Here is a 21,708-nt window from a genome sequence, read left to right on the forward strand (position 1 = left end):
TGAAATTCGCTCACTTATTATCAGGAGCTTTCGAACGTCGAGGCGGCCGCGCTGATGGGTATCACGGTCGATGCGCTCGAAAGCCTGCTGGCGCGCGCCCGGCGCACCCTGCGCGCACAACTGGCCGGCGAAGGGCCCGGCAAGGATCGAGCATGACACCCGAACGATTCCACACACTCGTCGAAGCCTATGGCGCCGATCCGCGCCGCTGGCCGCAGCACGAACGCGCCGATGCGCTCGCCTGGGCGCGCGCGCATCGCGCCCTGGCCGACACCGTGCTCGAAGCCGCGCTGGAACTGGATGCGTGGCTCGCACGCGACATGGTTGCGCCGCCCGCGCGCGCGCTCGTCGAGCAGATCATCGACAGTGCGCCCGTGGCCGTACCGGCGCAAACCAACGCACAGAGCACGCGCCGCCGACGCTTCTGGTGGTCGGGCGCGGCGTTCGCGGGCGTCGGCCTGGCCGGTGCGTTGGCGGGTGCATTGGCGATGTCGATCATGTTGACGGGCAATACGTTGACGACGGGCTACGGCGCACGACAGGACGCAGGACAGGATGCGCTGCACGATGTCACGCACGAGAGCAGCTATTCAGGTACGAGTTTCGGCGGTTCGAACGCCGATTGGGGTGATGAATGAACGCACGCTCGTTGAAGGTGCTGATTGCAGGATCGGTCCTGCTCAATGTGTTTTTGCTCGGCGCGATTGCGGGCGGCGCGTGGCGCTGGTTCGCCGCGCAGGATGTCACGCAGGCGCAAACGCTCAAGGAAAGCCAGCAGGTGCAGCCCGCCCAGCGCGCGGCGCTGCGCTTCGCCACCGACTATCTTTCGCCCGAGCGGCAGCAGCAATTTGTCGATGCCTTGAAGGCGGCGCGGCGCGCGGGCCGCGACGATGCGCGCGCCGCCCGCGACGGCCGCCGCCAGGTGCTCGATCTGCTGGCCGCGCCAAACTTCGACCGCGCCGCGCTCGATGCGGCGCTCGCGCGCACGCGTGAATCCGATATCGCGCTGCGCGCCAGGGTCGAGCGCGGCGTGGCCGATTACGCCGCCACGCTTACACCCGAGGAACGCGTGAAGTTCGTCGAAGGCTTGCAGCGCAGCGGGCAGTGGCGTCTGCCGCCGCCAAAACGCAAGGCCGATGCGTCGGCAAGCTCGTCGCAATAAGCGGAGGCGATAAAAAATACCGGCAGGACAGCGACGGATTCGCGCGGGAGTCCGCGTTTAAAGGAGTACGAGGACAGCACACCAAGCCTCGAACGCCTTCACCCGACCTGACAAGGACCGCGCATGGACAACCCGCCCACCGCCCGCGACGCCGCGATCGCGATGAACCGCTTCGGCCTGGGCGCGCGCGCCGACGAAACACCGCCCGCCGACCCGCAACAGTGGCTGCTCGACCAGTTCGCGCGATATGAGCCCCTGTCAGCCGCATGGCGCGACGAACCCGGCGCGGTCGCGCTGGCAACCCGGTTTGGCGAGGAGCGCCAGCAAGGTATGGCCGATACCCCGGCCAGCGGCGCGCAAACCATGGCCGAGAACAACGCAGCCGCATCGGCCGCCTCCAATCCGCAGGCCGCGCGCCAGGCCGTCAATCGCGCGATCCGCCGCGAGAGCGCCGATATCTATCGCAGCGCGGTCAATGCACGCCTCACCAGCGCCCTGCAAACCGACACGCCGTTTGTCGAGCGTCTCGTGCATTTCTGGTCGAACCACTTCGCGGTCTCCGTCGACAAGGCGGCCATTGCCGGTCTGGCGGGCGCGTTCGAAATGGAAGCGATCCGCCCGCATGTGCTCGGCAATTTCGAGGACATGCTAGTGGCCGTCGAGCAGCATCCGGCCATGCAGCTGTTTCTCGACCAGACGCGCTCGGTGGGGCCGGACAGCCGCGCCGCGCTGCGCGCCGATCAACGCGATCCCGCCCACCGACGCGGCCTCAACGAGAATCTGGCGCGCGAAATCATGGAGCTGCACACGCTGGGCGTGCGCAGCGGCTACACGCAGGAAGACGTGACCGAATTCGCGCGGGCGCTCACCGGCTGGAGCGTGGCCGCCGCGCGCGGCCCGCAGCCGGGCAACGCACAGCCCGGCGCTTTCGTGTTTCGCCCGGCCTTGCACGAACCCGGCGCGCGCACGGTAATGGGCCGCCAATATGATCAGGACGGCGAAGCACAGGCGCGCGCCATCCTGCACGATCTTGCGCGAGCGAGCGCCACCAGCCGTCATATCGCTTTCCAGCTGGGTCGTCATTTCGTCGCCGATAACCCGCCGCCCGCGCTCACCGGGCGCCTCGCGCACGCGTTCGAGCAAAGCGGCGGCGATCTGCCCACGGTCTATCGCGCGCTGGCCGCCGCGCCCGAAGCCTGGGCCGCGCCCGACACCAAGTTCAAGACGCCGTGGGAGTGGACCGTTTCGTCGATGCGCGCGCTCGGCTGGCGCGATCGCGGCGATCTCAATGCCGCGCCCCTGCTCACGCAACTGGGTCAGCCGGTCTGGCGGCCAGGTTCGCCCGCAGGCTACGACGACATCGCCGCAAGCTGGGCCGCGCCCGATGCGCTGGTGCGCCGGGTCGAAGTCGCGCAGCGTCTCGCCGCGCGCGTGGGCGACCGCATCGACCCGCGTGCGCTCGCGCCGGCTGTCTTGCCGGGCACGCTCACGCCGCCCACCGCCTCGGCCGTCGCGCACGCGGAAAGCGCGCCGACGGCACTCGCCCTGTTGCTCGTTTCGCCTGACTTTCTGAGGAGATAACCATCATGCTCTCCCGTCGCCACTTCCTGCGCGTCGCTGCTGCGGGCGCGGGCGCGATGCTCGTCGCGCCGCAGATCGTGTTCGCCAGCGCCGCCACCGAGCGACGCTTCGTCTTCGTGATCCAGCGCGGCGCGGCAGACGGCCTGAATATCGTCGTGCCCTATGCCGAACCGGCTTACGCGGGGCTGCGCGGTGCGCTCGCTATCGACACCGCCAACGCCGACACCGCCAACGCCATCAAGCTCGACGGCACCTTTGCCCTACATCCCGCTTTGGTACAGACCGCGCAGATGTATAAGTCGGGCCAGGCGCTGTTCGTGCACGCGGTGGCTTCGCCGTATCGCGACCGCTCGCATTTCGACGGCCAGAATGTGCTGGAAACCGGTGGGCGTGCGCCGTATCAGGTGAAGGACGGCTGGCTCAACCGGCTCGCCGCGCAAGTGGGCGGCACGCGCGAGAACGCCATCGCATTCGCGCCCACGGTGCCGCTAGCCTTGCGCGGCGCGGCGCGCGCGACCTCGTATGCGCCGTCCGCGCTGCCCGCGGCTTCCGACGATCTGCTCACGCGCGTCGGCGCGCTCTATGAGGGCGATGCGCAACTGCATGGCCTGTGGACGTCGGCGATGACGGCGCGCGGCCTCGCCGGCGACGTCAGCGCGAAGCAGGACCCGGCAAGCGTGGGCAAGCTTGCAGCCGGATTCCTGGCGCGCGCGGACGGGCCGCGCATCGCCATGATCGAAACCGGCGGCTGGGATACGCACAGCGCGCAGAACGCACGTTTGTCGAACCAGTTGAAAGCGCTCGACACGATGATCGCCGCATTGCGCGACAACCTTGGCCCCGCATGGGACAACACCACCGTGCTGGTGGCGACCGAGTTTGGCCGCACGGCAGCCGCCAACGGCACGGGGGGCACCGACCACGGGCAAGGGTCGGTGGCGATGTTGATGGGCGGCGCTGTCGCGGGTGGCCGCGTCATCGCGGACTGGCCGGGCCTGCGTCCCGGCGATCTCTACGAATCGCGCGACCTCAGGCCGACTGCCGCGCTCGATGGGCTGATCGCGGGAGCCGCCGCCGAAAGCCTGGGTCTCGATCCGCAACGCACGGCGGCCACGCTGTTTTCGCAGGCGGGCACCACGCGGCCCATCACGGGACTCGTGCGAACCTGATGCGAGGATCAGGACAAAGCCAGCACGAAGCACAAGGAAAAACGAACAACGAACAACGGCGGATTCAGTGCGAGGAGGCCATTTGCTTCGGCATCCATAACGTATGCCGAGGCCTCGCACTCGAACTCAAGCCAACCATAACACCGTCATCAAGGAGGAATTCACCGTGAAAACCAGACTCTCATTCGCCGTACTCGGTTGCGCCGCCCTGCTCTGCGCCTGCGTGGTCGAGCCGGCACGACCACCCGAGCCGCCGCCGCGCGTCGAAGTCGTGCCGCCCGCACCCCAACCCGGCTATCACTGGGTCAAGGGCCACTACCGCTGGGAAGGCAACCATTGGAACTGGGTGCCCGGCCACTCGGTCGAGGCCTGGTAAGCCAGGACTCGGTCGCTTAATCAGAACGCGATCGTGGTACGCACTCCGACGATCGCTTCATCTCCCACGCGGCGCGTGGCATTCTGCGGATCGGGAATGCCGCCCGCTGGCCTGAACAGATACTGGAAGTCGGCCTGCACCTGCCACCAGGGCGCAACCTGATATTGATAGGTCGCTTCCAGCACGGTTTCCGCGCTGCGCGACGGATAGCCCGGCGTCACTGCGGCCGTATCGCTCGCCAGAGCCTGCGCGTGCGAACCGATCTGGGCATAGCCCACCGCCAGGCCCACCACATCGTTGTCGCGGCCCTTGAACGGCGCCTTCAGGCTCAGGCCCGCATTCACGGCGAGATCCACCAGATTGCGGTCGCCGGGCGCGGCCATCACCCGCGCGAAAACGCCCAGCGACTGCGGGCTATCCGCTGAAGGACGCCAGACCATCTGGTCCGCGACCGCATAGACGCCGTAGTCGCCCTTGTGCATGCGCGGCACGCCGGTGCTCGCCGGATTCGCCAGCGAGAGCCCGGCGCTATCGAAGCGCTGATCGGCGAACTGCGTGGTGTCGTACCAGAATCCCAGTTTATAAGTGCCTGGCAATCCTGAGGGCTTTGCCGCCGACGCATCGGACGGCGCGGGATTGAGCGCATATTGCACCTCGCCGACGAAGAGCGCGCCATCGTGCAGATTGAAATTGGTGCCGTGCGCGTTGAGCTTCTGTGGATCACCGCTACCATTACCGGACGGATTCCCGTCGAACACGCCCGCCAGCACCGTCCACGTATCGGAGGGCATCGCGCGCAGGCGCACGCCCAGCGCCGAGAGCGGATACGCGGGGCCACCCGAAGGCATATCGACGGACGGCAGCACAGGCCAGCCGAACGTCGCGTTCATGAACGTGTTCGCGTACTGGCTGGTCATGAACTCCTGATCGAGACTCTGCTGGCCGATCTTCACATCGGCCTTGCCGCCCGCGAAGCCCTGCTGATACCAGAGTTCCCACAGACGCGTGGTGGAGTCAGCCTCGATTCCCGAAGCGGACTGAAGCGCCAGCAGATTGCGCTGCGTGAGATTGCTGCCATGAATCTGCAACGCCGATACATTGAATATGCCGCCCGGCAGTCCGAAGGCCTTTTGCGTATCCACGCCCACGCTCATTTCCGTGAGTCCATCGTAAGCGTCGCTGCGATGAACGCCGCCCGAGAGATTGTTCAGATATTCGCTGGTCTCCTGCAAACCGAACGAAATGCCCCGCTCGCCCAGCCACGGCCGCAGCCCGCCGATATCGCCGAATAGCGTCGCGCGATCCCACAGACCTGGCGGTGCGGCCGGTGCGGCCGATTCTGCCGGTGCCGCAGCGTCGCTGGCCTGAGCGAAGGCCGCTGGCGACAACGCAAAGGCGAGCAGCGCGGCGGTGAAGACATGCGAAACCCGGAACGACGGTGCAGCGTTGAAGTGCTTGTTCATGATGTTTTTGTAGGGGACGAGTGTGCCCCGCGCAATGGCGGAGCGATTGCGAAAGTGAGCCGGTTTAAATCAGGCCCGCGCAGGCGGGCGAGGAACGGCGCCCGGTGTAGCGAGTACGCCTAAGAGAACCACCAGTTCAAACGCAGCGCGCGATCGATCTCGCCGGCGGCGGATGACGCGCACAACAGCGCAACGAGCGCGATCGCCGCGACGACCGCGACGGTGAGCGCCAGCGCGAGCGCGGCAGGCGCAACGCGCGGATAGGGCGGACGAGGTCCGCCCAGGCATGACGTAACGATAAATTTGACGGACATAAGCCCACCTCCGCCCGCCCGAACAGATCGGGCGGCGAATGGATGCACGCACGCAGGCGTGCAGGCGCCTCGCAGGCATGCCTGCGAAAGACGGTTCAACAGAGGGAGCGTGCTACGGAAAAACGAAGAAGCGCGCCAACCCGACCAGAGCGAGTTGGCGGCGAAGGAAAAGTCCTGCGGCGCCTAACTCGCGGATGCGACGCCGGCGCAGGCCGGCATCCGACTTCCACTGCTAGAGCATGTGTCCACGAGGGACTCCTTTCGATGTGACGGGCCGGATTGTATTCGGCACTTGCGCAAAACCGCAAGTAAAAAACACGCCAAAAGATTGAGCGTTGTTTTCGGCCTCATAATGCGATGAGCAGGCCGCGAAAATGCAATTTCGACGCAAGCCGATGGACAGGTTTCCTACGCAATTCACGGGGCCAAGTCTTTCATTTTTATTCCTGCGGCGCCGATCGCATTGAATTTGCATCGAATGCAAGAAACCGGTTGACGCATCAAACGCCCGGTGCCTAGAATCCCGGCATCTTCACTAAGGGGGCTGACGCCTTGGACACCAGCAGTAGTCGATCTTCGAACTGTTTCGCCGCCTGACCGGCTCGACGTCCGCGCTCACCTCCCGTTAGCCGCCGTCCTGCCAGCAGGCAAGACGGTGCGCGCCGCAATCAATCTCCGTGCACCCCTGAATTCGCGCCACCCGGCCGTGGCTTTCGCACGTCCGCGTGGTTTTCGATGCATTCGCCGTTGCGGGCCGACGCCCGCGACTGCGTACGCGCACGCCCGTCCTTACCGCCACCTTAATGCCGCGGACAGCGTTCGCCTTGCCGATAAAAGGAGTCGCCATGCCAGACAGTGACAGTTATCCCATACGCATGCCAATGAACCCATCGTCCCTGAACGGGGGAAGCAAGTAGACGTTTGCCGCCTGCGCATCGCGCGCACGGCCTCCGGTCCGCTGGCTTTCCCGCCAACGCGTCGAGCCCGACATCGGACAACCGACGCCCGGAGCCACATCATGAACTTCGCACTCCTGCTTTCCAGCCTGCCTCACGTCGATGAAGCACGCGGCCACTACGACCGCATGCTCGCACTTCACGAACGCACGCCGGGCCGCGCCGCCCAGCGCATCGCGCAGCTCTGGCAGCGCCTCACGCACAGCTTTTCCTGAGCGGCTTTGCCCGCTCGCGCAACCGCCTGCCTGGACGGTTGCGCGAGCACGCACGCCGATCTTTCAAGCCACAACGATAAAACGGAACCATCATGTCCACGCCAGCCAACTTTCCTCAATCGAACGTGTCGCCACCACGCAGCGCCGTGCTCGACGAAGCCCATGTGGGCGATATTCACGGTGCGCTCGGCACCATCTCGCGCCATGACCTCGCGCCGCGCACGAACTGGTGGGCGCGCTTTCGCACCCTGCTCGCGATCCTCGGACCCGGCCTGATCGTGATGGTGGGCGATAACGACGCCGGCGCTTTTGGCACTTATACGCAGGCGGGCCAGAATTACGGCACCGCCTTGCTGTGGACCCTGCTGCTGCTCGTGCCCGTGCTGTATGTGAACCAGGAAATGGTTCTGCGCCTGGGCGCGGTTACCGGCGTAGGTCACGCGCGGCTCATCTTCGAACGCTTCGGCAAGTTCTGGGGCGCCTTCAGCGTTATCGACCTCTTCGTTCTCAATGCGCTAACCATCGTCACCGAGTTCATCGGCATCACGTTCGTGCTCGACTTCTTCGGTCTGCCAAAGATTGCGGGCGTGTGTGTGGCGGCCGCCTTGACGATGGCCGCCGTCAGTACCGGTAATTTCCGGCGTTTCGAGCGCTTCGCGGTAGTGCTGTGCCTGCTCAGCCTGCTGCTGGTGCCGGTGCTGGTGTCGATCCATCCGCCCGTCGGCCAGATGACACGCGACTTCTTCGTGCCGAACTGGCCCGCTCACGCCAAGCTGTCCGATGTGATGCTGCTCGTGATCGGCATCGTCGGCACGACGGTCGCGCCGTGGCAACTGTTTTTCCAGCAAAGCTATGTGATCGACAAGCGCATCACGCCGCGTTTCATGAAGTATGAGAAAGCGGATCTGTGGATCGGCATCCTGTTCGTGCTGATTGGCGCGGTGGCCATGATCGCGTTCTGCGCGCAGCTCTTTGCCGGCAAGCCCGAATTCGGCAATTTCAGCGATGCGGGTGGCGTAATCGCCGGTCTGGAGAAGTATGCGGGCCATACCTCGGCGGTGCTGTTCGCGATTGCGCTGTTCGACGCGGCCATCATCGGCGCGGCGGCGGTGTCGCTCTCGACGGCCTATGCGATCGGCGATGTGTTCAAGATCCGCCATTCGCTGCACCGCGGCGTGTCGGACGCGAAGGGCTTTTATCTCGTGTACTTCGGCATCGTCGCCATGGCCGCCGCCATCGTGCTGATTCCGGGCAGCCCGCTCGGACTGTTGACCGAAGCGGTGCAGACCCTCGCGGGCGTGCTGCTGCCCAGCGCCACAGTGTTCCTGCTGCTGCTCTGCAACGACCGTGCTGTGCTCGGCCCGTGGGTCAACTCGAAGGCGCTGAACCTGTTCACGGGTGCGGTGGTGTGGGTACTGGTGATGCTGTCGATCGTACTCACGGCATCGGTCATGTACCCGGATATGAGCGGCGAGACGATTCTGGAAATTCTTGCGGGCGGCACGGTGCTCGCCGTCGCGGGTTACGCGGTCACGCTCGCGCTGCGCAAGCTGCGTCGCGAACCTGCCGAAGTGACGCAAAGCTGGCCGCAAGGCGCACGCGATATGTGGCGCATGCCCCCGCTCGCGGAACTGCCGCCGCCCGCTCTTTCGCTTTCGAAGCGGGTATGGATGGGCGTGCTGCGCGGCTATCTGCTGGTGGCGGTGATTCTGGTGATCGTGAAGGTCGTGCAGATGACGTTCTTTGCCTGACATTGCGCGGCTGAACAGCTGAAACAATGCGGCGCGCCGGATGGGTATGGGCGCGCCGCATCGTCATTCAGGCTTCAGTCATGCTCGGGCGTCAGATCGTAGACCGGCTCAGTCTTGATCGAGTCGTAAATTTCGGCCATCGGCATATCGCCCACTTCGGTGCGAATATAGGTTCCAAACGCGCGTTCATAGAGATCGCGGCCGGGCTGCGATTCAAGCGTGAGGTCGAAACATTTGAGAACGAATTCGGCCATCCTGTCCGCATCGACAAGAAGGCGCTCGGCTTTCTTCTGATCCATTCGTGCACCCTGCGGCAATGCCGCCCTACATTTGAGCCGCGCATCTTACCTCAAGCGCGTCGGCGCTGTGATACAGGGCACGAACGCACGCTCGTGCTCATCCCGTCAAACCTTCTTTATTGCTCTCCCTTGCCATGGCATGGGTTTGGGTCATGCCTCCGGCAATTGGCCATCGAAGCGCGCTTGCGCTTTGACACACATCATTTTATGCAAAAGCGCGGCGTCTATAGTCTCCTGCGGCCAGGCACTTTGCGCACGGCCTCTTGCGCCAATCATTGTGGGAGAAAGCCATGTCGATCAAGCACGGGGAAATGGAGACCAACACCGAAGCGGCAACACAAGCGTCCGGAATACCAGACCTGGTTGCCGTCATGAATGCGGGGGTGCGTTATAGCGCGCGGGAACTCGGCAAGCTGCTAGGCGTTCGTGCGCCCCTGCTCAACGAAATGCTCGCTCGGGCGCTTGAATCAGGCACGTTACGGGAAGCCGGGCGATCGGCTAACAACCGCTACTGGATACCCACTGCAGCGGAGCTTGCGCACAAGGCGCGGCTTGAGCAGCGCAACTGGTGGTGCCAGGGTGCGCTTACCGGTTATGACGAGGAGCGTACCCAGTTCCGCAATCTTTGCATGCTGGTGAGACGCTAGAAAACGCCACGCGATGTTCCTGCACGCAGGCCTTGTTTTCAGGATGAAAGGCTGGCAAGGCCGCTTAGAATCCCGCGCGTCAAACGCCGTGCGCCTCGCGTACGGCGAAATCCAGCACGCTGGAACCTTAGCAACAGGAACCCATCGATGGACACAACTCAAAGCGATAGCCGCCACGCGGCTCCCACCGTCACCGCTGCAATCGCGATGGAGCGCCTGCAGCAAGCCGGCCTTCAGACCGACGCTCTCGCGGGCTCGCCGCCAGCCGCGTCGGTCCCCAGACTCAACGACGCATTCGAACTGCTGCATGAGCAGGTGCGCCTTGCGAACGACGAATTCGCCACGTTATTCAAGATGCTGGAGCCGCATCTGCCGCGCCACCTATTCAACAGCGGCGCGCATATCGCGCCCGCGCTGGACAGTGACGCAACCAGGAACTTCGAAGCCCATCCGTCGCGCGGTCCGGAGTTTAGCCCTACCTATAGCAAGGTGGTGAATGCAGCTGAAGCGGTGAACCGCATGCGCCGCGGCATCGAAGCGATCATGAAGCATCTGGTGGTCTGAAGATTGCCGCTGCGCAGGCCCGGCCGCTGAAGCGGCTGGACGCCTGCGAAATCCGGCACGCCTTATTTACAGGGGAACGCGGCAAGCAGCGCCTTGTAGATGATCGCGCCGGTGGGTTCGAGCATCAGATCGAGATGCCCCTTCATATAAACGAGCACCACGCGTAACTGGTCCTTGCGCGTGAGATTGGGCGGCAAACAGTAGCGGGGCCGCTGCTTGTCGATCAGTGCCTGCACGAGCGTGCCGTTCGAATACCCGGCCAGATACATCGAACACGCGTCGATGTTCTCCTCTCGCTGACACGCGCCGAAGAATCCGTCGCCTTGATCGATGGAAGCCGACGTTGGAGACGTCGCCGACGGTGCGTAAGCGGTCTGCGCGGCGGCAATGCCGACACCCGATACGAAGTTAAGCGCAAAGAGAAGCGCGAGGATGGTTTTTTTCATGTTGGCGACGCTCCGGAAATGGGTCGGCGCAAGCATAGCTTCGGCGCCGCCAGGCGGGTTTGCCTGCCGTCAAGTCCGGGGTATCGCATCGCAAACAATGCACAGATCGCCGCGTTCGCGCCTTGGCATCCAGTTCGGGCTGCGAGAACATCGTCGAAACCGGCCAGCCGCTCGGGCCATTCCCGCCCCAGTTGAAATCCATCAGCAGATCGTGACTCACGTTGCGCCACTGATAGCGGTCCGTGATCCCGGCGACGCTCGACGCTCGTGCGTTGCCGGACGGGTTGAAATCGCTGGCAGCGGCGTCGGTGAAGGCGCGGGCTTAATTCGGCGCTTCCATGCCAACGAGAGGATTGCGACCGGCGCAACCCGTGCACAGGTAATAGATCGTGAGCGGCTGCGGCCGGCTGCCCAGCGCCGCTTCTTCCCGCAAGGCCTGCCGAATACGTTCGAGCACGCCGTCATCCGCAAGCGCATGACGCCGCTCGCAGTCGCGGCACACGATCTGATGGAACGTCTCGCCGCGCGGCTTCTGCAGCGACACATAAGCGGCCCGTGCGCCGGTCAACCCTGCTACCCACTGACGGCTCACCACACCTGCCTTCTCGAACTCCACGAGCGTGCGATAAATCGTTGCCTTGCTCATGCTCTCTCGCTTTTTGATGATGTGCCGAAAGAGCGTTTCGCCGCTCACGGGGCGGTCGAATTCGCTGAGCAGCGCGAGCACGTGCAGCCGCGTCTTCGTGACGTTGAGCCCTTTCGAGCGCAGGAATGCGCACACGGCCGCCGCAGTCAGGTCGGCGTTGTCCGGGTTGTCGAGATCGTCGTCAGGGTCCTTCAATTCGGCTGTCTCCATGGCGCGCTTATGCATCGGTCGCTGGCTCAATAGCGTCTAAATTGTAAATGCAAATCACTATCATTAGCAATGCACATGCCTTTTGCATCGCCCATCGTTCGCGTTAGCGCAATAGTGAAATCGCGCGGCGGCCGATTCTGTTCCCGCGCCCAGTTGCCTAGACTGGCCTTCATCGCGGCCGTTGCCGTGTTCTCAATCCAGCCCAGGAAGCCGTCACATGAAACTGCACTACACCCCGCTGTCCGGTCATGCGCATCGCGCGCAACTGTTTCTCTCGCTGCTCGGCGTCGAGCACGAACTCGTGCCGGTCGATCTCGCTGCGGGCGAGCACAAGTCGCCCGCGTTTCAGGCGTTGAACCGCTTTGGCCAGGTGCCGGTGCTCGAAGACGGCGAGATCGTCATCGCCGATTCGAATGCGATCCTCGTCTATCTGGCGAAGAAGTACCAGCGCAGCGACTGGCTGCCGGAAACGCCCCTGGGCGCGGCGCAGGTGCAGCGGTGGCTCTCGGTCGCGGCGGGCCAGATCGCTTATGGCGTTTGCGCCGCGCGGCTCAATACCGTCTTCAACGCAAGCTTCAACGCCGATGAAGTGATCGCCCGCGCCCACGCGAGTCTCGCCGTCATCGACGCCGAACTGGCGCAGCGCGAATGGATCGCGGCCGCGCATCCGACCATCGCCGACGTCGCGCTGTACAGCTATATCGCCAACGCGCCCGAGGGCAACGTCGATACGAGCGCGTACCGTCATATCGCAGCGTGGCTCAAGCGCGTCGAAGCCTTGCCGCGTTTCGTGCCGTTCCCGCAAAGCCGCGCAGGTTTGCGCGCCTGACAACGACGCGCCCGAGCACCGCCCGCTGGAGGACTTCCGATCATGAACACCGCCAACACTTCGCCTGCAACTTCCCCTGTCTCCGCGCCGTCGCCATGGCATGCGGGAGAACTGGCCATGCAACGCGCCGCCGGTGTCGAGCAGCGTATGGACGCGGTCGGGCGGCGCAATCTGCGCGATCATCTGATCGAGCAACATCGGCAGTTCTATCCGCAACTGCCGTTCGTGGTGCTGGGCGCGGTCGATCCTGCGGGTGATGTATGGGCCACGATCCGCGCGCATAAGCCCGGTTTCCTCCATGCGCCCGACGCGAAACATCTGCATGTCGCGCTCGGTCACGACCCCGACGATCCCGCCGATGCCGGCATGCACGACGGCGCAGCCCTCGCGCTGCTCGGCATCGAATTGCCCACCCGGCGACGCAACCGCCTGAACGGCACCGTACAGCGCAACGCGCAAGACGGCGGCGTGGGCTTCGATCTGCGTGTCGAGCACAGCTACGGCAACTGCCCGCAGTACATCTTTCAGCGCGACGCGAAGTTCGTACGCGATCCCGATCAGCGCAGCGATATCGCGCCAGTGGTGAGCGATCGACTCGATGCGCGTGCGCGCGCCATCGTCGAACTCGCCGATTCATTCTTCGTTGCCACCTATGTGGATCGCGAGGACGGTCATCGTCAGGTGGATGTTTCGCATCGCGGCGGCAAGGCCGGTTTCGTGCGCGTGGACTCCCATGGCGTCTTCACCGTGCCCGATTTCGCGGGCAACCTGTTCTTCAATACGCTGGGCAATATGCACGTCAATCCGCGCGCGGGGCTGGTGTTTGTCGATTACGCCACGGGCGATCTGCTGCAATTGACGGGCGCGGCCGAGGTGTTGCTCGACTCGCCGGAAATCGCGGCGTTTCAGGGCGCGGAACGTCTGTGGCGCTTCACGCCGCAACGCGTGATCTATCGCGCCGGTGCGCTGCCGCTGCGCTGGACTTCGCGCGCCAACGGCGCGTCGCCCAATTCCGCCTTGACGGGCGACTGGAGCGAAACCGCCGAACGCATGACGGCTCAGGCGCTTGCCAACGCATGGCGGCCATTCAAGGTGGCGCGCATTGCCGACGAAAGCCGCACGATCCGCTCGTTCTATCTGCAGCCCGCCGACGACGCGGGCCTCGTTCGCCATGCAGCCGGACAGCATCTGCCGATCCGGGTGACGCTGCCCGGCGACGCGAAGCCCACGATCCGCACGTACACGCTTTCGGTTGCGCCTTCGGACGGTCAATACCGCATCAGCGTAAAGCGCGAAGGCCGCGTCTCGGGCTATCTGCACGATACGCTCAAGGTGGGCGACCGGATCGAAGCACGTGCGCCAGCAGGCGAATTCACGATCGATGCGCGCGCAACCAGACCGGCTGTGCTGCTTGCGGCTGGCGTCGGCATCACGCCGCTGCTCGCGATGCTGCGCCATCTCGTCTACGAAGGATTACGCACGCGCCGCATTCGCCCGACGTGGTTACTCTACGCGGCCCGCCACAAAGCCGACCGCGCCTTCGACGAAGAACTCCAGGCGCTCGTGCGCGCAGCGGGCGGCGCGCTCACGCTCGTCAAGGTGCTGAGCGATTCGGCCGATGCGGTGTCGGGCGTCGATTATCAGGCGCTGGGCCATATCGACATGGCGATGCTCGGCGAAGTCTTGCCGTTCAACGATTACGACTTCTATCTGTGCGGTCCCGGCGGTTTCATGCAGTCGATCTACGATGGCCTGCGCGGCCTGAATATCGCCGATGCACGCATTCATGCGGAAGCGTTCGGTCCCGCCGCGCTCAGGCGTCAAGCCGATCCCGGCGTGCAGCCGGCAACACCGCCGCGCGCAGCTGCAAGCGTCGAGGTGCCGGTACGTTTCGCGCGCGCCGCGCAAGAGGTGCGATGGACGCCGCAAGCAAGCGGCACGCTGCTGGACCTTGCAGAAGCAAGCGGCCTCGCACCTGAATTCAGCTGCCGCGGCGGCAGTTGCGGGACCTGCCGCACGCGCATTCTGGAAGGCGCGGTCGCCTATCCGGATCAGCCGCCCGCCGCCGCCGTCGGCGAACACGAGGCGCTGATCTGCTGCGCCGTGCCCGCCGCAAGCGACGACGGCTCAACGCCTGCGCTGGTGCTCGATCTGTAAGCGCATGGACCACGCGACGATGCCACCCCACTGTATACTGCGAGCACCTGTCACCTTTATTCCGCGCTTGCGCGGACCCCGCGCCATGGACCGTCTGCAGGCGATGACCGCTTTCCTCTCGGTAGTGGACAACGGCGGTTTCGCCGCCGCTGCGCGCAAGCTCAAAGTCTCGCCTTCCGTCATCACGCGCATCGTCAGCGAACTTGAAGACACGCTAGGCGTGCGACTGCTGACCCGCACCACGCGCATCGTGCGCGTGACCGAAGCGGGCGCGGGCTACGCCGATAGCTGCCGGCGCATTCTCAGCGATATCGAACAAGCCGATCACGCCGTGGCTGGCAGCCTGGAAGTACCACGAGGACTCCTGAGCATTACCGCGTCCGTTTTGTTCGGACGCATTTTCGTCACGCCCATCGTGCTCGAATATCTGCGCAGCTATGACGATGCCGATGTGCGCTGCTGGTTTCTCGACCGTCTGGTGAATCTGATCGATGAAGGTATCGACGTGGGCGTGCGGATCGGCGAACTGGCCGATTCGTCGATGCAGGCCGTGCGCGTGGGCAGCGTGCGGCGCGTGGTGGTCGCCTCGCCGGACTACCTCGCAACGCATGGGGTGCCGTCGCGCCCCGACCAGCTCGACGGCCATGTGCTGATCACCGTGAGCGGCGCGTCGTCGCTGCCCGAATGGCGTTTTGGCGCGGGTGCGCCGCGCATGACGGCACAGAGGCGAGCGCGGCTCTCCACCACCACCAACGATTCCGCCATCAGCGCCGCTGCCGACGGCTTCGGGCTGACCCAGGCGCTCTCCTATCAGGTCGCGCAGCAGCTCGAAGCCGGACGCCTGCAGATCGTGATGGCCGATTACGAGCCGCAGCCGTTGCCGATTCACGTTCTGCACCGCGAAGGCCGACACGCCACGCGCAAGGTGCGGGCGTTTCTGGATCTGGCGATCGAGCGTCTGCGCGCACATGCGTCGTTGAATCCCTGATCGCCTTCAACACACTGCATCATCGGAGATGTCATGTCGTCCAACACCATGAAAGCCGCGCTGCTGGCCGCGCCCAATGCACCCTTCGTGCTCACCGACGTACCGCGCCCACGCGCCGGTGCTGGCGAAGTGCTCGTGCGCATCCACGCTAGCGCGGTCAATCCGCTTGACACCAAGATCCGGCGCGGCGCCGCCGCGCACGCGCAACACCCGTTGCCGGCGATTACCGGCATCGATACTGCGGGCGAAGTCGCGGAGGTGGGCGAAGGCGTGACGGCGTTCAAACCGGGCGACAAGGTGTACGGCATGACCGGCGGGGTCGGCGGCGTGCAAGGTTCGCTCGCGGAGTTCGCGGCGGTTGACGCGCGCCTGCTCGCCCCCGCGCCTTCGACGCTGAGCCTGCGGGAAGCCGCTACCTTGCCGCTGGCGTTCATCACCGCATGGGAAGGACTGGTCGACCGCGCGCGCGTGCAGTCTGGTCAGACGGTGCTGGTACTGGGCGGCACAGGCGCGGTGGGCCAGGCCGCGATTCAACTCGCGAAGGCGCTGGGCGCGCGGGTATTCGCCACGGCGGGCGCTGCGCGTCGAGCACTGGTGGAACGCTTCGGCATCCCAGGCATTGACGGGCCAACCACCGACATGAAAGATATCGTCAGGCAATACACGGACGGACGCGGCTTCGACGTGGTCTACGACACCGCGGGCGGCGAAAGCCTCGACCGCGCGTTTCATGCGGTCGCGCGCTTCGGTCACGTCGTCAGCGCGCTCGGTTGGGGCGCGCATGCGCTCGCGCCGCTGTCGTTCCGCGCGGCCAGTTATTCAGGCGTGTTCACGCTGCTGCCGTTGCTCACCCGCGAAGGCCGCGCCGCGCACGGCGAGATCCTGCGCGAGATCGGCAAGCTCGCCGAACAGGGCAGGATCGACGTGACGCTCGACCCTCGCCGCTTCACGCTGGCGAATGTCGACGAGGCGCATGCACTCGTGGAAAGCCGTCAAGCCGAAGGCAAGGTCGTGGTCGATATCGCCGTCTAGCGACTCGCGGCGCAACGTGCTATGCGTAATTCGCCATGCGCTAGGCCGCGAGATCGAATTCGATACGGATGCCGCCCGGTTCGTACACCATCATGTGCCGTTTCGGGCCTTTGCCCAGCAGTTCCGGCCCGAACTCCACGCGCGCGCCAGGCCAGTTCGAGACACGCTCGAACAGCGTAGCGAACGCCGCTTCGCTGGCCGCGCGCAGCGCGAGGTGATGCAGCCCGATATTGGCCTTGCGATCGAAATCCACGCCCTTGTCAGCGTCGGTGCGCTGCCAGAGCGTCACAAGCACGTGCCCATCCGAGACGAAAATCGCCGGGTATTCGGGCCGCTCGCCCACCTTCTTCCAGCCCAGACAATCGATAAAAAATGCGCTGGTGGCCGCCAGATCCTTCGCGGTCAAACCGATGTGATCGACACCTGCGGTCAGCGTTTGCGTGCTCATGAACTGGCTCCTTTCGCCATGAAGTGTGCGGTAACGATGCAAATCAGGCGCGGCGATTCATTCTGCCGAGGCAACGAGCGGCACTTCCAGCCCGACCTTCACCCGGCTCATGCTCACCAGCGTCTTGAAGCGCTTCACATTGTTGTTCGAGAAGAATAGCTGGCGCGTGAGTTCGGTGTACTGGTCCATGTCGCGCACGGCCAGAATCAGCACGAAATCCCATTCGCCCGCCACGTAATAGCATTGCTGGACCTGCGGGCAACGCGCGAACGTGCGCTTCATCGCGTCGAGCAGATCGATCTGTTCGCTCTCCACTTCCACGTTAGCCACCACCGTGATCGGGTGACCGGTTTTCTCGGGCGAAACGATGGCCGCGTAGCGGTCGATCACGCCTTCGTCCGCCAGCCGGCGCAGCCTGCGGTTGACGGCTGCCGTCGAGAGATTCACGCGCGCGCCCAGTTCGCTCTGCGGAATCTGGGCATCGCGCTGCACCTCCATTAAAAGTTTGCAATCGAAGGCGTCGAGTTCAATCGCCATAAGCGGGCCTGTGAAGAAACGAGATTTTTTTTGCAGAAAACCCTGCGATTATGCGATTTTTTCACGGCGCCCGCGCAATATCATTTCAGCACTCAAGGCGCTTGCTGCGCCTGCCATCTTTATCGGGCCTTGCCGCCCAGCTCCGGAGTGCTGCTTCATGTCCACTGCGATGTTCGTTGCCAATCCCCGCGCGCTACGCGCTCCTTATCCCGAGACGCTCGCGCGCATTCTCAACGTCGCTGCCGGCGATGAAAGCCGCGCGTGGCTTTCGCATTGGGAAGCGATCAGCGCGCAGCCCACGCCGCTCGTGGAGTTGCCGGGCGCGGCGGCGCGATTCGGCGTCGCGAGTGTGAGCGTGAAGGACGAATCGTTGCGCTCGCCGCTGGGCAGTTTCAAGGCGCTGGGCGCGCCGATCGCGCTGATGCGCCTGATCCTGCGCCTGTGGCCCAACCACCCACTCGATCCGCGGGCGCTGATTCAGGGCCGCTATCGCGAGATGCTCACGCATCTCACCGTGATCAGCGCAACCGACGGCAACCACGGCAAGGCGCTCGCCGCCGCCGCGCAGTCGATTGGCTGCGAGTGCGTGATCGTGCTCCACGCTAACGTGAGCGTCGAGCGCGAAGCGGCCATTGCCGCCTATGGCGCGCGCATCGTGCGCATCGCGGGCAATTACGATGAATCGGTCGAGCACGCGGCGAAGCTTGCGCGCGACCATGGCTGGCATGTGGTCTCCGATACGTCATACGAAGGCTACGAAGCCATTCCGCGCGACGTGATGCAGGGTTATGGCGCGATTGCGGCGGAACTCGTCGAGCAGAGCCGCGACGCGCGCTTCACCCATGTCTTTCTGCAAGGCGGCGTGGGCGGACTCGCGGCGGGCGTTTCCAGCTATCTGTGGGAAATTTACGGCGACGCGCGGCCGCGCTTGATCGTAGTCGAGCCGCGCCAGGCCGACTGTCTCTATCAAAGCGCGCTCGCGGGCCGTGCGCAAAAGGCGACCGGCTCGGTCGATTCGGTGATGGCGGGCCTCGCTTGCGGAGAAACATCGCCGCTCGCCTGGCAGATTCTCGAAGCGTGCGTGGACCATTTCATGCTGATCGAAGACGACGATGCCGTAGCGGCAATGCGCGCCCTCGCAGCAGGCGCAAACGGCGACGTGCCGCTCGTTTCCGGCGAATCGGGTGCGGCAGGTTTCGCCGCACTGGCGAAACTCATGAGCGATGCGGAACTCGCGCGCGCCGCCGGGCTGAACGCGCAATCGCGCGTGCTGGTCATCAGCACCGAAGGCGCCACCGCGCCCGGCGTCTACGCAACACTCGTGGGCGAAGCCGCCGCAGCAGTCGCCGCGCGCCGCGACGAACGCCTTGCCGCCGTCGCGCCGTAACGCCGTAACGCCCCACACAAGGACACGCTCATGGAAAGCACGCTGCAAGGCCAGCTCAAAAGCTGGCGTCATCACCTGCATCAGCGGCCCGAAACGGGCTTCGAGGAAGTCGATACTTCGGCGTACGTCGCAAACATCCTGAAGACGCTGGGGCTGGAGGTCGAGCGCGGCATCGGCGGGACCGGGCTGGTGGCGACGCTGCGAGCGGGCAGCAGCCCGCGCGCCATCGGCCTGCGCGCCGATATGGACGCGCTCAATATCGCCGAACACGCACCGGGCCGCGCGCATGCCTCGCTCAACGCAGGCAAGATGCACGCCTGCGGGCACGACGGCCATATGTCGATGATCCTTGGCGCGGCGCGCCTGCTGGCCGAGCGGCGCGATTTCGACGGCATCGTGCGTTTCATCTTCCAGCCCGCCGAAGAACACGGACGCGGCGCCAAGGCGATGATGGCCGACGGCCTGTTCGAACGCTTTCCGGTGGACGCGATCTTCGGCGCGCACAATATGCCGGGTATGCGCGCGGGCACGTTCGCCACGCGTGCGGGCGGCATCATGGCCAGCGAAGATAACTTCGTTATCCATATCAAGGCGCGTGGCACGCACGCGGCGCGGCCGCATATGGGCATCGACCCGATCGTGATCGCCTCGCAGATCGTACTGGCGCTGCAAACCATCGTGTCGCGCAATCTCGATCCCGGACTGCAGGCCGTGATCTCGTGCACGGAATTCATTACGGACGGCATCCGCAATGTGATTCCCTCCCATGTCACGATCAAGGGCGACACGCGCAGCTATTCGAAGGAAGTCCAGGCATTGCTGGCATCGCGCATGCGTGAAATCAGCGAAGGCATCTGCCGAACGCATGGCGCGCAATGTCAGTTCGAGTACACACACGAATTCGCGCCTACGGTGAATTCGCCCGAGTATGTCGATCTGGCCGTCACGGCGGCGCGGAACGTTGCAGGCGCAACTTCTGTCGATGCGAATGTTCAGCCGATGATGATCTCCGAAGACTTTGGCGCGTTTTTGCAGGCCGTGCCCGGCAATTTCATCTTTATCGGCAATGGCGAAACCCACGCGCGCGGCGGTGTGCCGCTGCATAACGCCACTTACGATTTCAACGACAAAATTCTGGAAACCGGCGCGCGTTACTTCGCGGAAATCGCGCGGCTCGCCCTGCCGCGTAACCGCCCCTGCGCGAGCTAGCGGTAACGCCCGGCACGACACTCCCGACAACGGGCATGCTGCGTATCGAGCCGAAGGTCATCGACTTGATTCTGGTTATAATCCTCTCATCCACATGCCATAAAACGCGCTTCGCGCCGCATCCAGTCCCTCAGGACTTTCATGCTGAAATCTGACCGTCTTTCCGCGCTCGCCGATGCCATCGCTCAACACAAGGTCGTGCATCTGCGCGATGCGGCCGCGCTGCTGGGCGTGTCGAAAATGACCGTACGCCGCGATATCGCCGCCAGCCCCGATCAATTCACCTATCTGCGCGGCTACATCGTCAGCGCCACCGACGTGCAGAACGGCGCGGGTTATTCGCTGGAGCAGGAAAAGGATCATTTCGCCCAGGCCAAGGCCGAAGCCTCTGCCATCGCCGCGAAGCTGATCGACGACAACGACACGCTCTTCGTCGATTGCGGCACCACGCTCACCACGCTCGCGCGCCTGATCCCCGCCGATCTTCATGTGACCGTCGTGTGTTATTCGCTCAATGTCGCCGAGATCCTGCGCCGCAAGCCCAACGTGCGCATGATGCTGCTAGGCGGTCTCTACGTTCCCGCCTCCGATTCGTTTGCCGCCGACGAAACGCTCGATATCCTGCGTCGCATGGGCATCAACAAGGCCTTTATTTCTGCGGGCGGCGTGGACGAAACGCGCGGCGTGACCTGCTGGAATTTTCACGAAGTGGCCATCAAGCAGGCTGCCATGCAAAGCGCCGTCGAACGGCATCTGGTGATCGACAGCAGCAAGTTCGGCGTGGTGAAGGCGGCGCGTTTCTCGCAGATCGGCGAATTCGATTCGATCATCACCGAGAACGGCCAGACGCTGCGCGAGCGCGCGGGTTGAAGCGGCGGCGCGCTCGCGCCACCGCACGGATTCAAGGCTTTAATCGGCCGGATTCAGATAAAACGCTTCGGGCAGCAAGGCGTCTGCGCTCGTCACGCGCACATCGCCCTTGAGATTCACGAGGATCACTTCCAGCGCGGGCGTGCCCAGTTCGATCATCACCTGGCGGCATGCGCCGCACGGCGCGACCGGCCCATCCGTTTGCGCGACCACCGCCATGGCGGCAAAGTCCCCAGGCCGGTAGCCCGCCGCAATGGCTGCAAACAGGGCCGTGCGCTCCGCGCAATTGCACAGGCCATACGAGGCGTTTTCCACGTTGCAGCCGTGAAAGACCTTGCCGTCCTTCGTCTGCAGCGCGGCCCCGACCTTGAAGCGCGAATACGGCGCATAGGCTTTTTCGCGGGCGGCTTTCGCCGCGTCGATCAGTGTCTGTGCTTCCATGACTTTGTCCT

Annotated in this window: 24 protein-coding genes and 1 pseudogene; 17 read left to right on the forward strand and 8 right to left on the reverse strand. The window is 64.5% G+C overall.

Annotation, left to right across the window (positions count from 1 at the left end; all coding sequences use genetic code 11):
- Positions 1 to 9: 9 nt before the first annotated feature.
- The 6 genes and pseudogenes from F4827_RS08415 to F4827_RS35150 form a co-directional block, all read left to right on the forward strand.
- A pseudogene (locus F4827_RS08415) lies at positions 10 to 156 on the forward strand (sigma factor-like helix-turn-helix DNA-binding protein); the annotation flags it as partial.
- Entirely contained in the window at positions 153 to 638 is a 486-nt protein-coding gene (locus F4827_RS08420; protein ID WP_183723540.1) for a hypothetical protein, read from the forward strand. The pseudogene F4827_RS08415 and the gene F4827_RS08420, both read left to right, overlap by 4 nt.
- Positions 635 to 1,162 carry a periplasmic heavy metal sensor gene (locus tag F4827_RS08425; RefSeq protein WP_183723541.1) on the forward strand — a complete coding sequence of 176 codons (528 nt, stop codon included), beginning with the start codon at positions 635 to 637 and terminating at the stop codon, positions 1,160 to 1,162. Before F4827_RS08420 ends, F4827_RS08425 begins: the two co-directional genes overlap by 4 nt.
- A 123-nt stretch (positions 1,163 to 1,285) precedes the next feature.
- A complete protein-coding gene (locus F4827_RS08430) occupies positions 1,286 to 2,743 on the forward strand; it encodes a DUF1800 family protein (protein ID WP_183723542.1) in 1,458 nt (485 codons plus the stop codon).
- Positions 2,744 to 2,748: 5 nt separating this feature from the next.
- Positions 2,749 to 3,912, forward strand: coding sequence for a DUF1501 domain-containing protein (locus tag F4827_RS08435; protein WP_221303634.1), 1,164 nt, complete (start codon positions 2,749 to 2,751; stop codon positions 3,910 to 3,912).
- A gap of 166 nt (positions 3,913 to 4,078) precedes the next feature.
- The gene (locus F4827_RS35150; protein ID WP_311672915.1) at positions 4,079 to 4,288 is read left to right on the forward strand and encodes a YXWGXW repeat-containing protein; all 210 of its coding nucleotides are present in this window, start codon (positions 4,079 to 4,081) and stop codon (positions 4,286 to 4,288) included.
- A 20-nt stretch (positions 4,289 to 4,308) separates the two neighbouring features.
- Here F4827_RS35150 and F4827_RS08445 read toward each other — a convergent pair whose 3' ends face one another.
- Together F4827_RS08445 and F4827_RS08450 are read right to left on the reverse strand one after the other, a co-directional pair.
- Positions 4,309 to 5,751 carry a carbohydrate porin gene (locus tag F4827_RS08445; protein WP_183723544.1) on the reverse strand — a complete coding sequence of 481 codons (1,443 nt, stop codon included), beginning with the start codon at positions 5,749 to 5,751 and terminating at the stop codon, positions 4,309 to 4,311.
- Positions 5,752 to 5,870: 119 nt separating this feature from the next.
- Positions 5,871 to 6,065 (reverse strand): hypothetical protein, encoded by a 195-nt coding sequence (locus tag F4827_RS08450; protein WP_183723545.1) that lies wholly within the window; start codon positions 6,063 to 6,065, stop codon positions 5,871 to 5,873.
- A 1,018-nt stretch (positions 6,066 to 7,083) separates the two neighbouring features.
- Between F4827_RS08450 and F4827_RS08455 the strand changes: the two genes are divergently transcribed.
- Both F4827_RS08455 and F4827_RS08460 read left to right on the forward strand, forming a co-directional pair.
- Positions 7,084 to 7,236: a hypothetical protein gene (locus tag F4827_RS08455; RefSeq protein WP_183723546.1), complete on the forward strand. Its 153-nt coding sequence runs from the start codon at positions 7,084 to 7,086 to the stop codon at positions 7,234 to 7,236.
- 92 nt (positions 7,237 to 7,328) lie between these two features.
- Positions 7,329 to 8,987 carry an NRAMP family divalent metal transporter gene (locus F4827_RS08460; RefSeq protein ID WP_183723547.1) on the forward strand — a complete coding sequence of 553 codons (1,659 nt, stop codon included), beginning with the start codon at positions 7,329 to 7,331 and terminating at the stop codon, positions 8,985 to 8,987.
- Between the two features lie 74 nt (positions 8,988 to 9,061).
- Here the strand turns inward: F4827_RS08460 and F4827_RS08465 are convergent, their stop codons facing one another.
- A complete protein-coding gene (locus tag F4827_RS08465) occupies positions 9,062 to 9,286 on the reverse strand; it encodes a hypothetical protein (protein ID WP_183723548.1) in 225 nt (74 codons plus the stop codon).
- A 290-nt stretch (positions 9,287 to 9,576) separates the two neighbouring features.
- Here F4827_RS08465 and F4827_RS08470 point away from each other — a divergent pair, with 290 nt between their 5' ends.
- A complete protein-coding gene (locus tag F4827_RS08470; protein ID WP_183723549.1) occupies positions 9,577 to 9,933 on the forward strand; it encodes a hypothetical protein in 357 nt (118 codons plus the stop codon).
- A gap of 147 nt (positions 9,934 to 10,080) precedes the next feature.
- Positions 10,081 to 10,497, forward strand: coding sequence for a hypothetical protein (locus F4827_RS08475; RefSeq protein WP_183723550.1), 417 nt, complete (start codon positions 10,081 to 10,083; stop codon positions 10,495 to 10,497).
- A 62-nt stretch (positions 10,498 to 10,559) separates the two neighbouring features.
- On the opposite strand, the gene F4827_RS08480 is transcribed toward F4827_RS08475, so the two are convergent.
- Positions 10,560 to 10,943 carry a Rap1a/Tai family immunity protein gene (locus F4827_RS08480; protein ID WP_183723551.1) on the reverse strand — a complete coding sequence of 128 codons (384 nt, stop codon included), beginning with the start codon at positions 10,941 to 10,943 and terminating at the stop codon, positions 10,560 to 10,562.
- A 322-nt stretch (positions 10,944 to 11,265) separates the two neighbouring features.
- Positions 11,266 to 11,799 carry a Fur family transcriptional regulator gene (locus tag F4827_RS08485; RefSeq protein ID WP_183723552.1) on the reverse strand — a complete coding sequence of 178 codons (534 nt, stop codon included), beginning with the start codon at positions 11,797 to 11,799 and terminating at the stop codon, positions 11,266 to 11,268.
- A gap of 217 nt (positions 11,800 to 12,016) precedes the next feature.
- Between F4827_RS08485 and F4827_RS08490 the strand changes: the two genes are divergently transcribed.
- The 4 genes from F4827_RS08490 (at position 12,017) to F4827_RS08505 (ending at position 16,805) form a co-directional block, all read left to right on the forward strand.
- A complete protein-coding gene (locus F4827_RS08490; protein ID WP_183723553.1) occupies positions 12,017 to 12,628 on the forward strand; it encodes a glutathione S-transferase family protein in 612 nt (203 codons plus the stop codon).
- Between the two features lie 42 nt (positions 12,629 to 12,670).
- Positions 12,671 to 14,785, forward strand: a complete 2,115-nt coding sequence (locus F4827_RS08495; protein WP_183723554.1) for a pyridoxamine 5'-phosphate oxidase family protein — start codon at positions 12,671 to 12,673, stop codon at positions 14,783 to 14,785.
- 85 nt (positions 14,786 to 14,870) lie between these two features.
- Positions 14,871 to 15,773 carry a LysR family transcriptional regulator gene (locus tag F4827_RS08500; RefSeq protein WP_183723555.1) on the forward strand — a complete coding sequence of 301 codons (903 nt, stop codon included), beginning with the start codon at positions 14,871 to 14,873 and terminating at the stop codon, positions 15,771 to 15,773.
- Between the two features lie 33 nt (positions 15,774 to 15,806).
- A complete protein-coding gene (locus F4827_RS08505) occupies positions 15,807 to 16,805 on the forward strand; it encodes a zinc-dependent alcohol dehydrogenase family protein (RefSeq protein WP_221303635.1) in 999 nt (332 codons plus the stop codon).
- Between the two features lie 40 nt (positions 16,806 to 16,845).
- Here F4827_RS08505 and F4827_RS08510 read toward each other — a convergent pair whose 3' ends face one another.
- Together F4827_RS08510 and F4827_RS08515 are read right to left on the reverse strand one after the other, a co-directional pair.
- A complete protein-coding gene (locus F4827_RS08510; protein ID WP_183723556.1) occupies positions 16,846 to 17,253 on the reverse strand; it encodes a VOC family protein in 408 nt (135 codons plus the stop codon).
- Positions 17,254 to 17,310: 57 nt separating this feature from the next.
- The gene (locus tag F4827_RS08515) at positions 17,311 to 17,790 is read right to left on the reverse strand and encodes an Lrp/AsnC family transcriptional regulator (protein ID WP_183723557.1); all 480 of its coding nucleotides are present in this window, start codon (positions 17,788 to 17,790) and stop codon (positions 17,311 to 17,313) included.
- Positions 17,791 to 17,959: 169 nt separating this feature from the next.
- On the opposite strand from F4827_RS08515, the gene F4827_RS08520 reads away from it, so the two are divergent.
- From F4827_RS08520 to F4827_RS08530, 3 genes are all read left to right on the forward strand, one after another.
- Entirely contained in the window at positions 17,960 to 19,177 is a 1,218-nt protein-coding gene (locus tag F4827_RS08520) for a diaminopropionate ammonia-lyase (protein ID WP_183723737.1), read from the forward strand.
- Between the two features lie 30 nt (positions 19,178 to 19,207).
- The gene (locus F4827_RS08525) at positions 19,208 to 20,386 is read left to right on the forward strand and encodes a M20 aminoacylase family protein (protein ID WP_183723558.1); all 1,179 of its coding nucleotides are present in this window, start codon (positions 19,208 to 19,210) and stop codon (positions 20,384 to 20,386) included.
- A gap of 141 nt (positions 20,387 to 20,527) precedes the next feature.
- Positions 20,528 to 21,256 (forward strand): DeoR/GlpR family DNA-binding transcription regulator, encoded by a 729-nt coding sequence (locus F4827_RS08530; protein ID WP_183723559.1) that lies wholly within the window; start codon positions 20,528 to 20,530, stop codon positions 21,254 to 21,256.
- A 39-nt stretch (positions 21,257 to 21,295) separates the two neighbouring features.
- Here the strand turns inward: F4827_RS08530 and F4827_RS08535 are convergent, their stop codons facing one another.
- Positions 21,296 to 21,697 carry a cytidine deaminase gene (locus F4827_RS08535; protein ID WP_183723560.1) on the reverse strand — a complete coding sequence of 134 codons (402 nt, stop codon included), beginning with the start codon at positions 21,695 to 21,697 and terminating at the stop codon, positions 21,296 to 21,298.
- Between the last annotated feature and the right edge of the window lie 11 nt (positions 21,698 to 21,708).

This window comes from Paraburkholderia bannensis (assembly GCF_014200455.1).
Classification (GTDB): Bacteria; Pseudomonadota; Gammaproteobacteria; order Burkholderiales; family Burkholderiaceae; genus Paraburkholderia; species Paraburkholderia bannensis_A.

Coding starts and splice junctions, on each gene's coding strand:
- F4827_RS08420 (WP_183723540.1), top strand. CDS start 153: ATGACACCCGAACGATTCCACACACTCGTCGAAGCCTATGGCGCCGAT.
- F4827_RS08425 (WP_183723541.1), top strand. CDS start 635: ATGAACGCACGCTCGTTGAAGGTGCTGATTGCAGGATCGGTCCTGCTC.
- F4827_RS08430 (WP_183723542.1), top strand. CDS start 1,286: ATGGACAACCCGCCCACCGCCCGCGACGCCGCGATCGCGATGAACCGC.
- F4827_RS08435 (WP_221303634.1), top strand. CDS start 2,749: ATGCTCTCCCGTCGCCACTTCCTGCGCGTCGCTGCTGCGGGCGCGGGC.
- F4827_RS08445 (WP_183723544.1), bottom strand. CDS start 5,751: ATGAACAAGCACTTCAACGCTGCACCGTCGTTCCGGGTTTCGCATGTC.
- F4827_RS08450 (WP_183723545.1), bottom strand. CDS start 6,065: ATGTCCGTCAAATTTATCGTTACGTCATGCCTGGGCGGACCTCGTCCG.
- F4827_RS08455 (WP_183723546.1), top strand. CDS start 7,084: ATGAACTTCGCACTCCTGCTTTCCAGCCTGCCTCACGTCGATGAAGCA.
- F4827_RS08460 (WP_183723547.1), top strand. CDS start 7,329: ATGTCCACGCCAGCCAACTTTCCTCAATCGAACGTGTCGCCACCACGC.
- F4827_RS08465 (WP_183723548.1), bottom strand. CDS start 9,286: ATGGATCAGAAGAAAGCCGAGCGCCTTCTTGTCGATGCGGACAGGATG.
- F4827_RS08470 (WP_183723549.1), top strand. CDS start 9,577: ATGTCGATCAAGCACGGGGAAATGGAGACCAACACCGAAGCGGCAACA.
- F4827_RS08475 (WP_183723550.1), top strand. CDS start 10,081: ATGGACACAACTCAAAGCGATAGCCGCCACGCGGCTCCCACCGTCACC.
- F4827_RS08480 (WP_183723551.1), bottom strand. CDS start 10,943: ATGAAAAAAACCATCCTCGCGCTTCTCTTTGCGCTTAACTTCGTATCG.
- F4827_RS08485 (WP_183723552.1), bottom strand. CDS start 11,799: ATGGAGACAGCCGAATTGAAGGACCCTGACGACGATCTCGACAACCCG.
- F4827_RS08490 (WP_183723553.1), top strand. CDS start 12,017: ATGAAACTGCACTACACCCCGCTGTCCGGTCATGCGCATCGCGCGCAA.
- F4827_RS08495 (WP_183723554.1), top strand. CDS start 12,671: ATGAACACCGCCAACACTTCGCCTGCAACTTCCCCTGTCTCCGCGCCG.
- F4827_RS08500 (WP_183723555.1), top strand. CDS start 14,871: ATGGACCGTCTGCAGGCGATGACCGCTTTCCTCTCGGTAGTGGACAAC.
- F4827_RS08505 (WP_221303635.1), top strand. CDS start 15,807: ATGTCGTCCAACACCATGAAAGCCGCGCTGCTGGCCGCGCCCAATGCA.
- F4827_RS08510 (WP_183723556.1), bottom strand. CDS start 17,253: ATGAGCACGCAAACGCTGACCGCAGGTGTCGATCACATCGGTTTGACC.
- F4827_RS08515 (WP_183723557.1), bottom strand. CDS start 17,790: ATGGCGATTGAACTCGACGCCTTCGATTGCAAACTTTTAATGGAGGTG.
- F4827_RS08520 (WP_183723737.1), top strand. CDS start 17,960: ATGTTCGTTGCCAATCCCCGCGCGCTACGCGCTCCTTATCCCGAGACG.
- F4827_RS08525 (WP_183723558.1), top strand. CDS start 19,208: ATGGAAAGCACGCTGCAAGGCCAGCTCAAAAGCTGGCGTCATCACCTG.
- F4827_RS08530 (WP_183723559.1), top strand. CDS start 20,528: ATGCTGAAATCTGACCGTCTTTCCGCGCTCGCCGATGCCATCGCTCAA.
- F4827_RS08535 (WP_183723560.1), bottom strand. CDS start 21,697: ATGGAAGCACAGACACTGATCGACGCGGCGAAAGCCGCCCGCGAAAAA.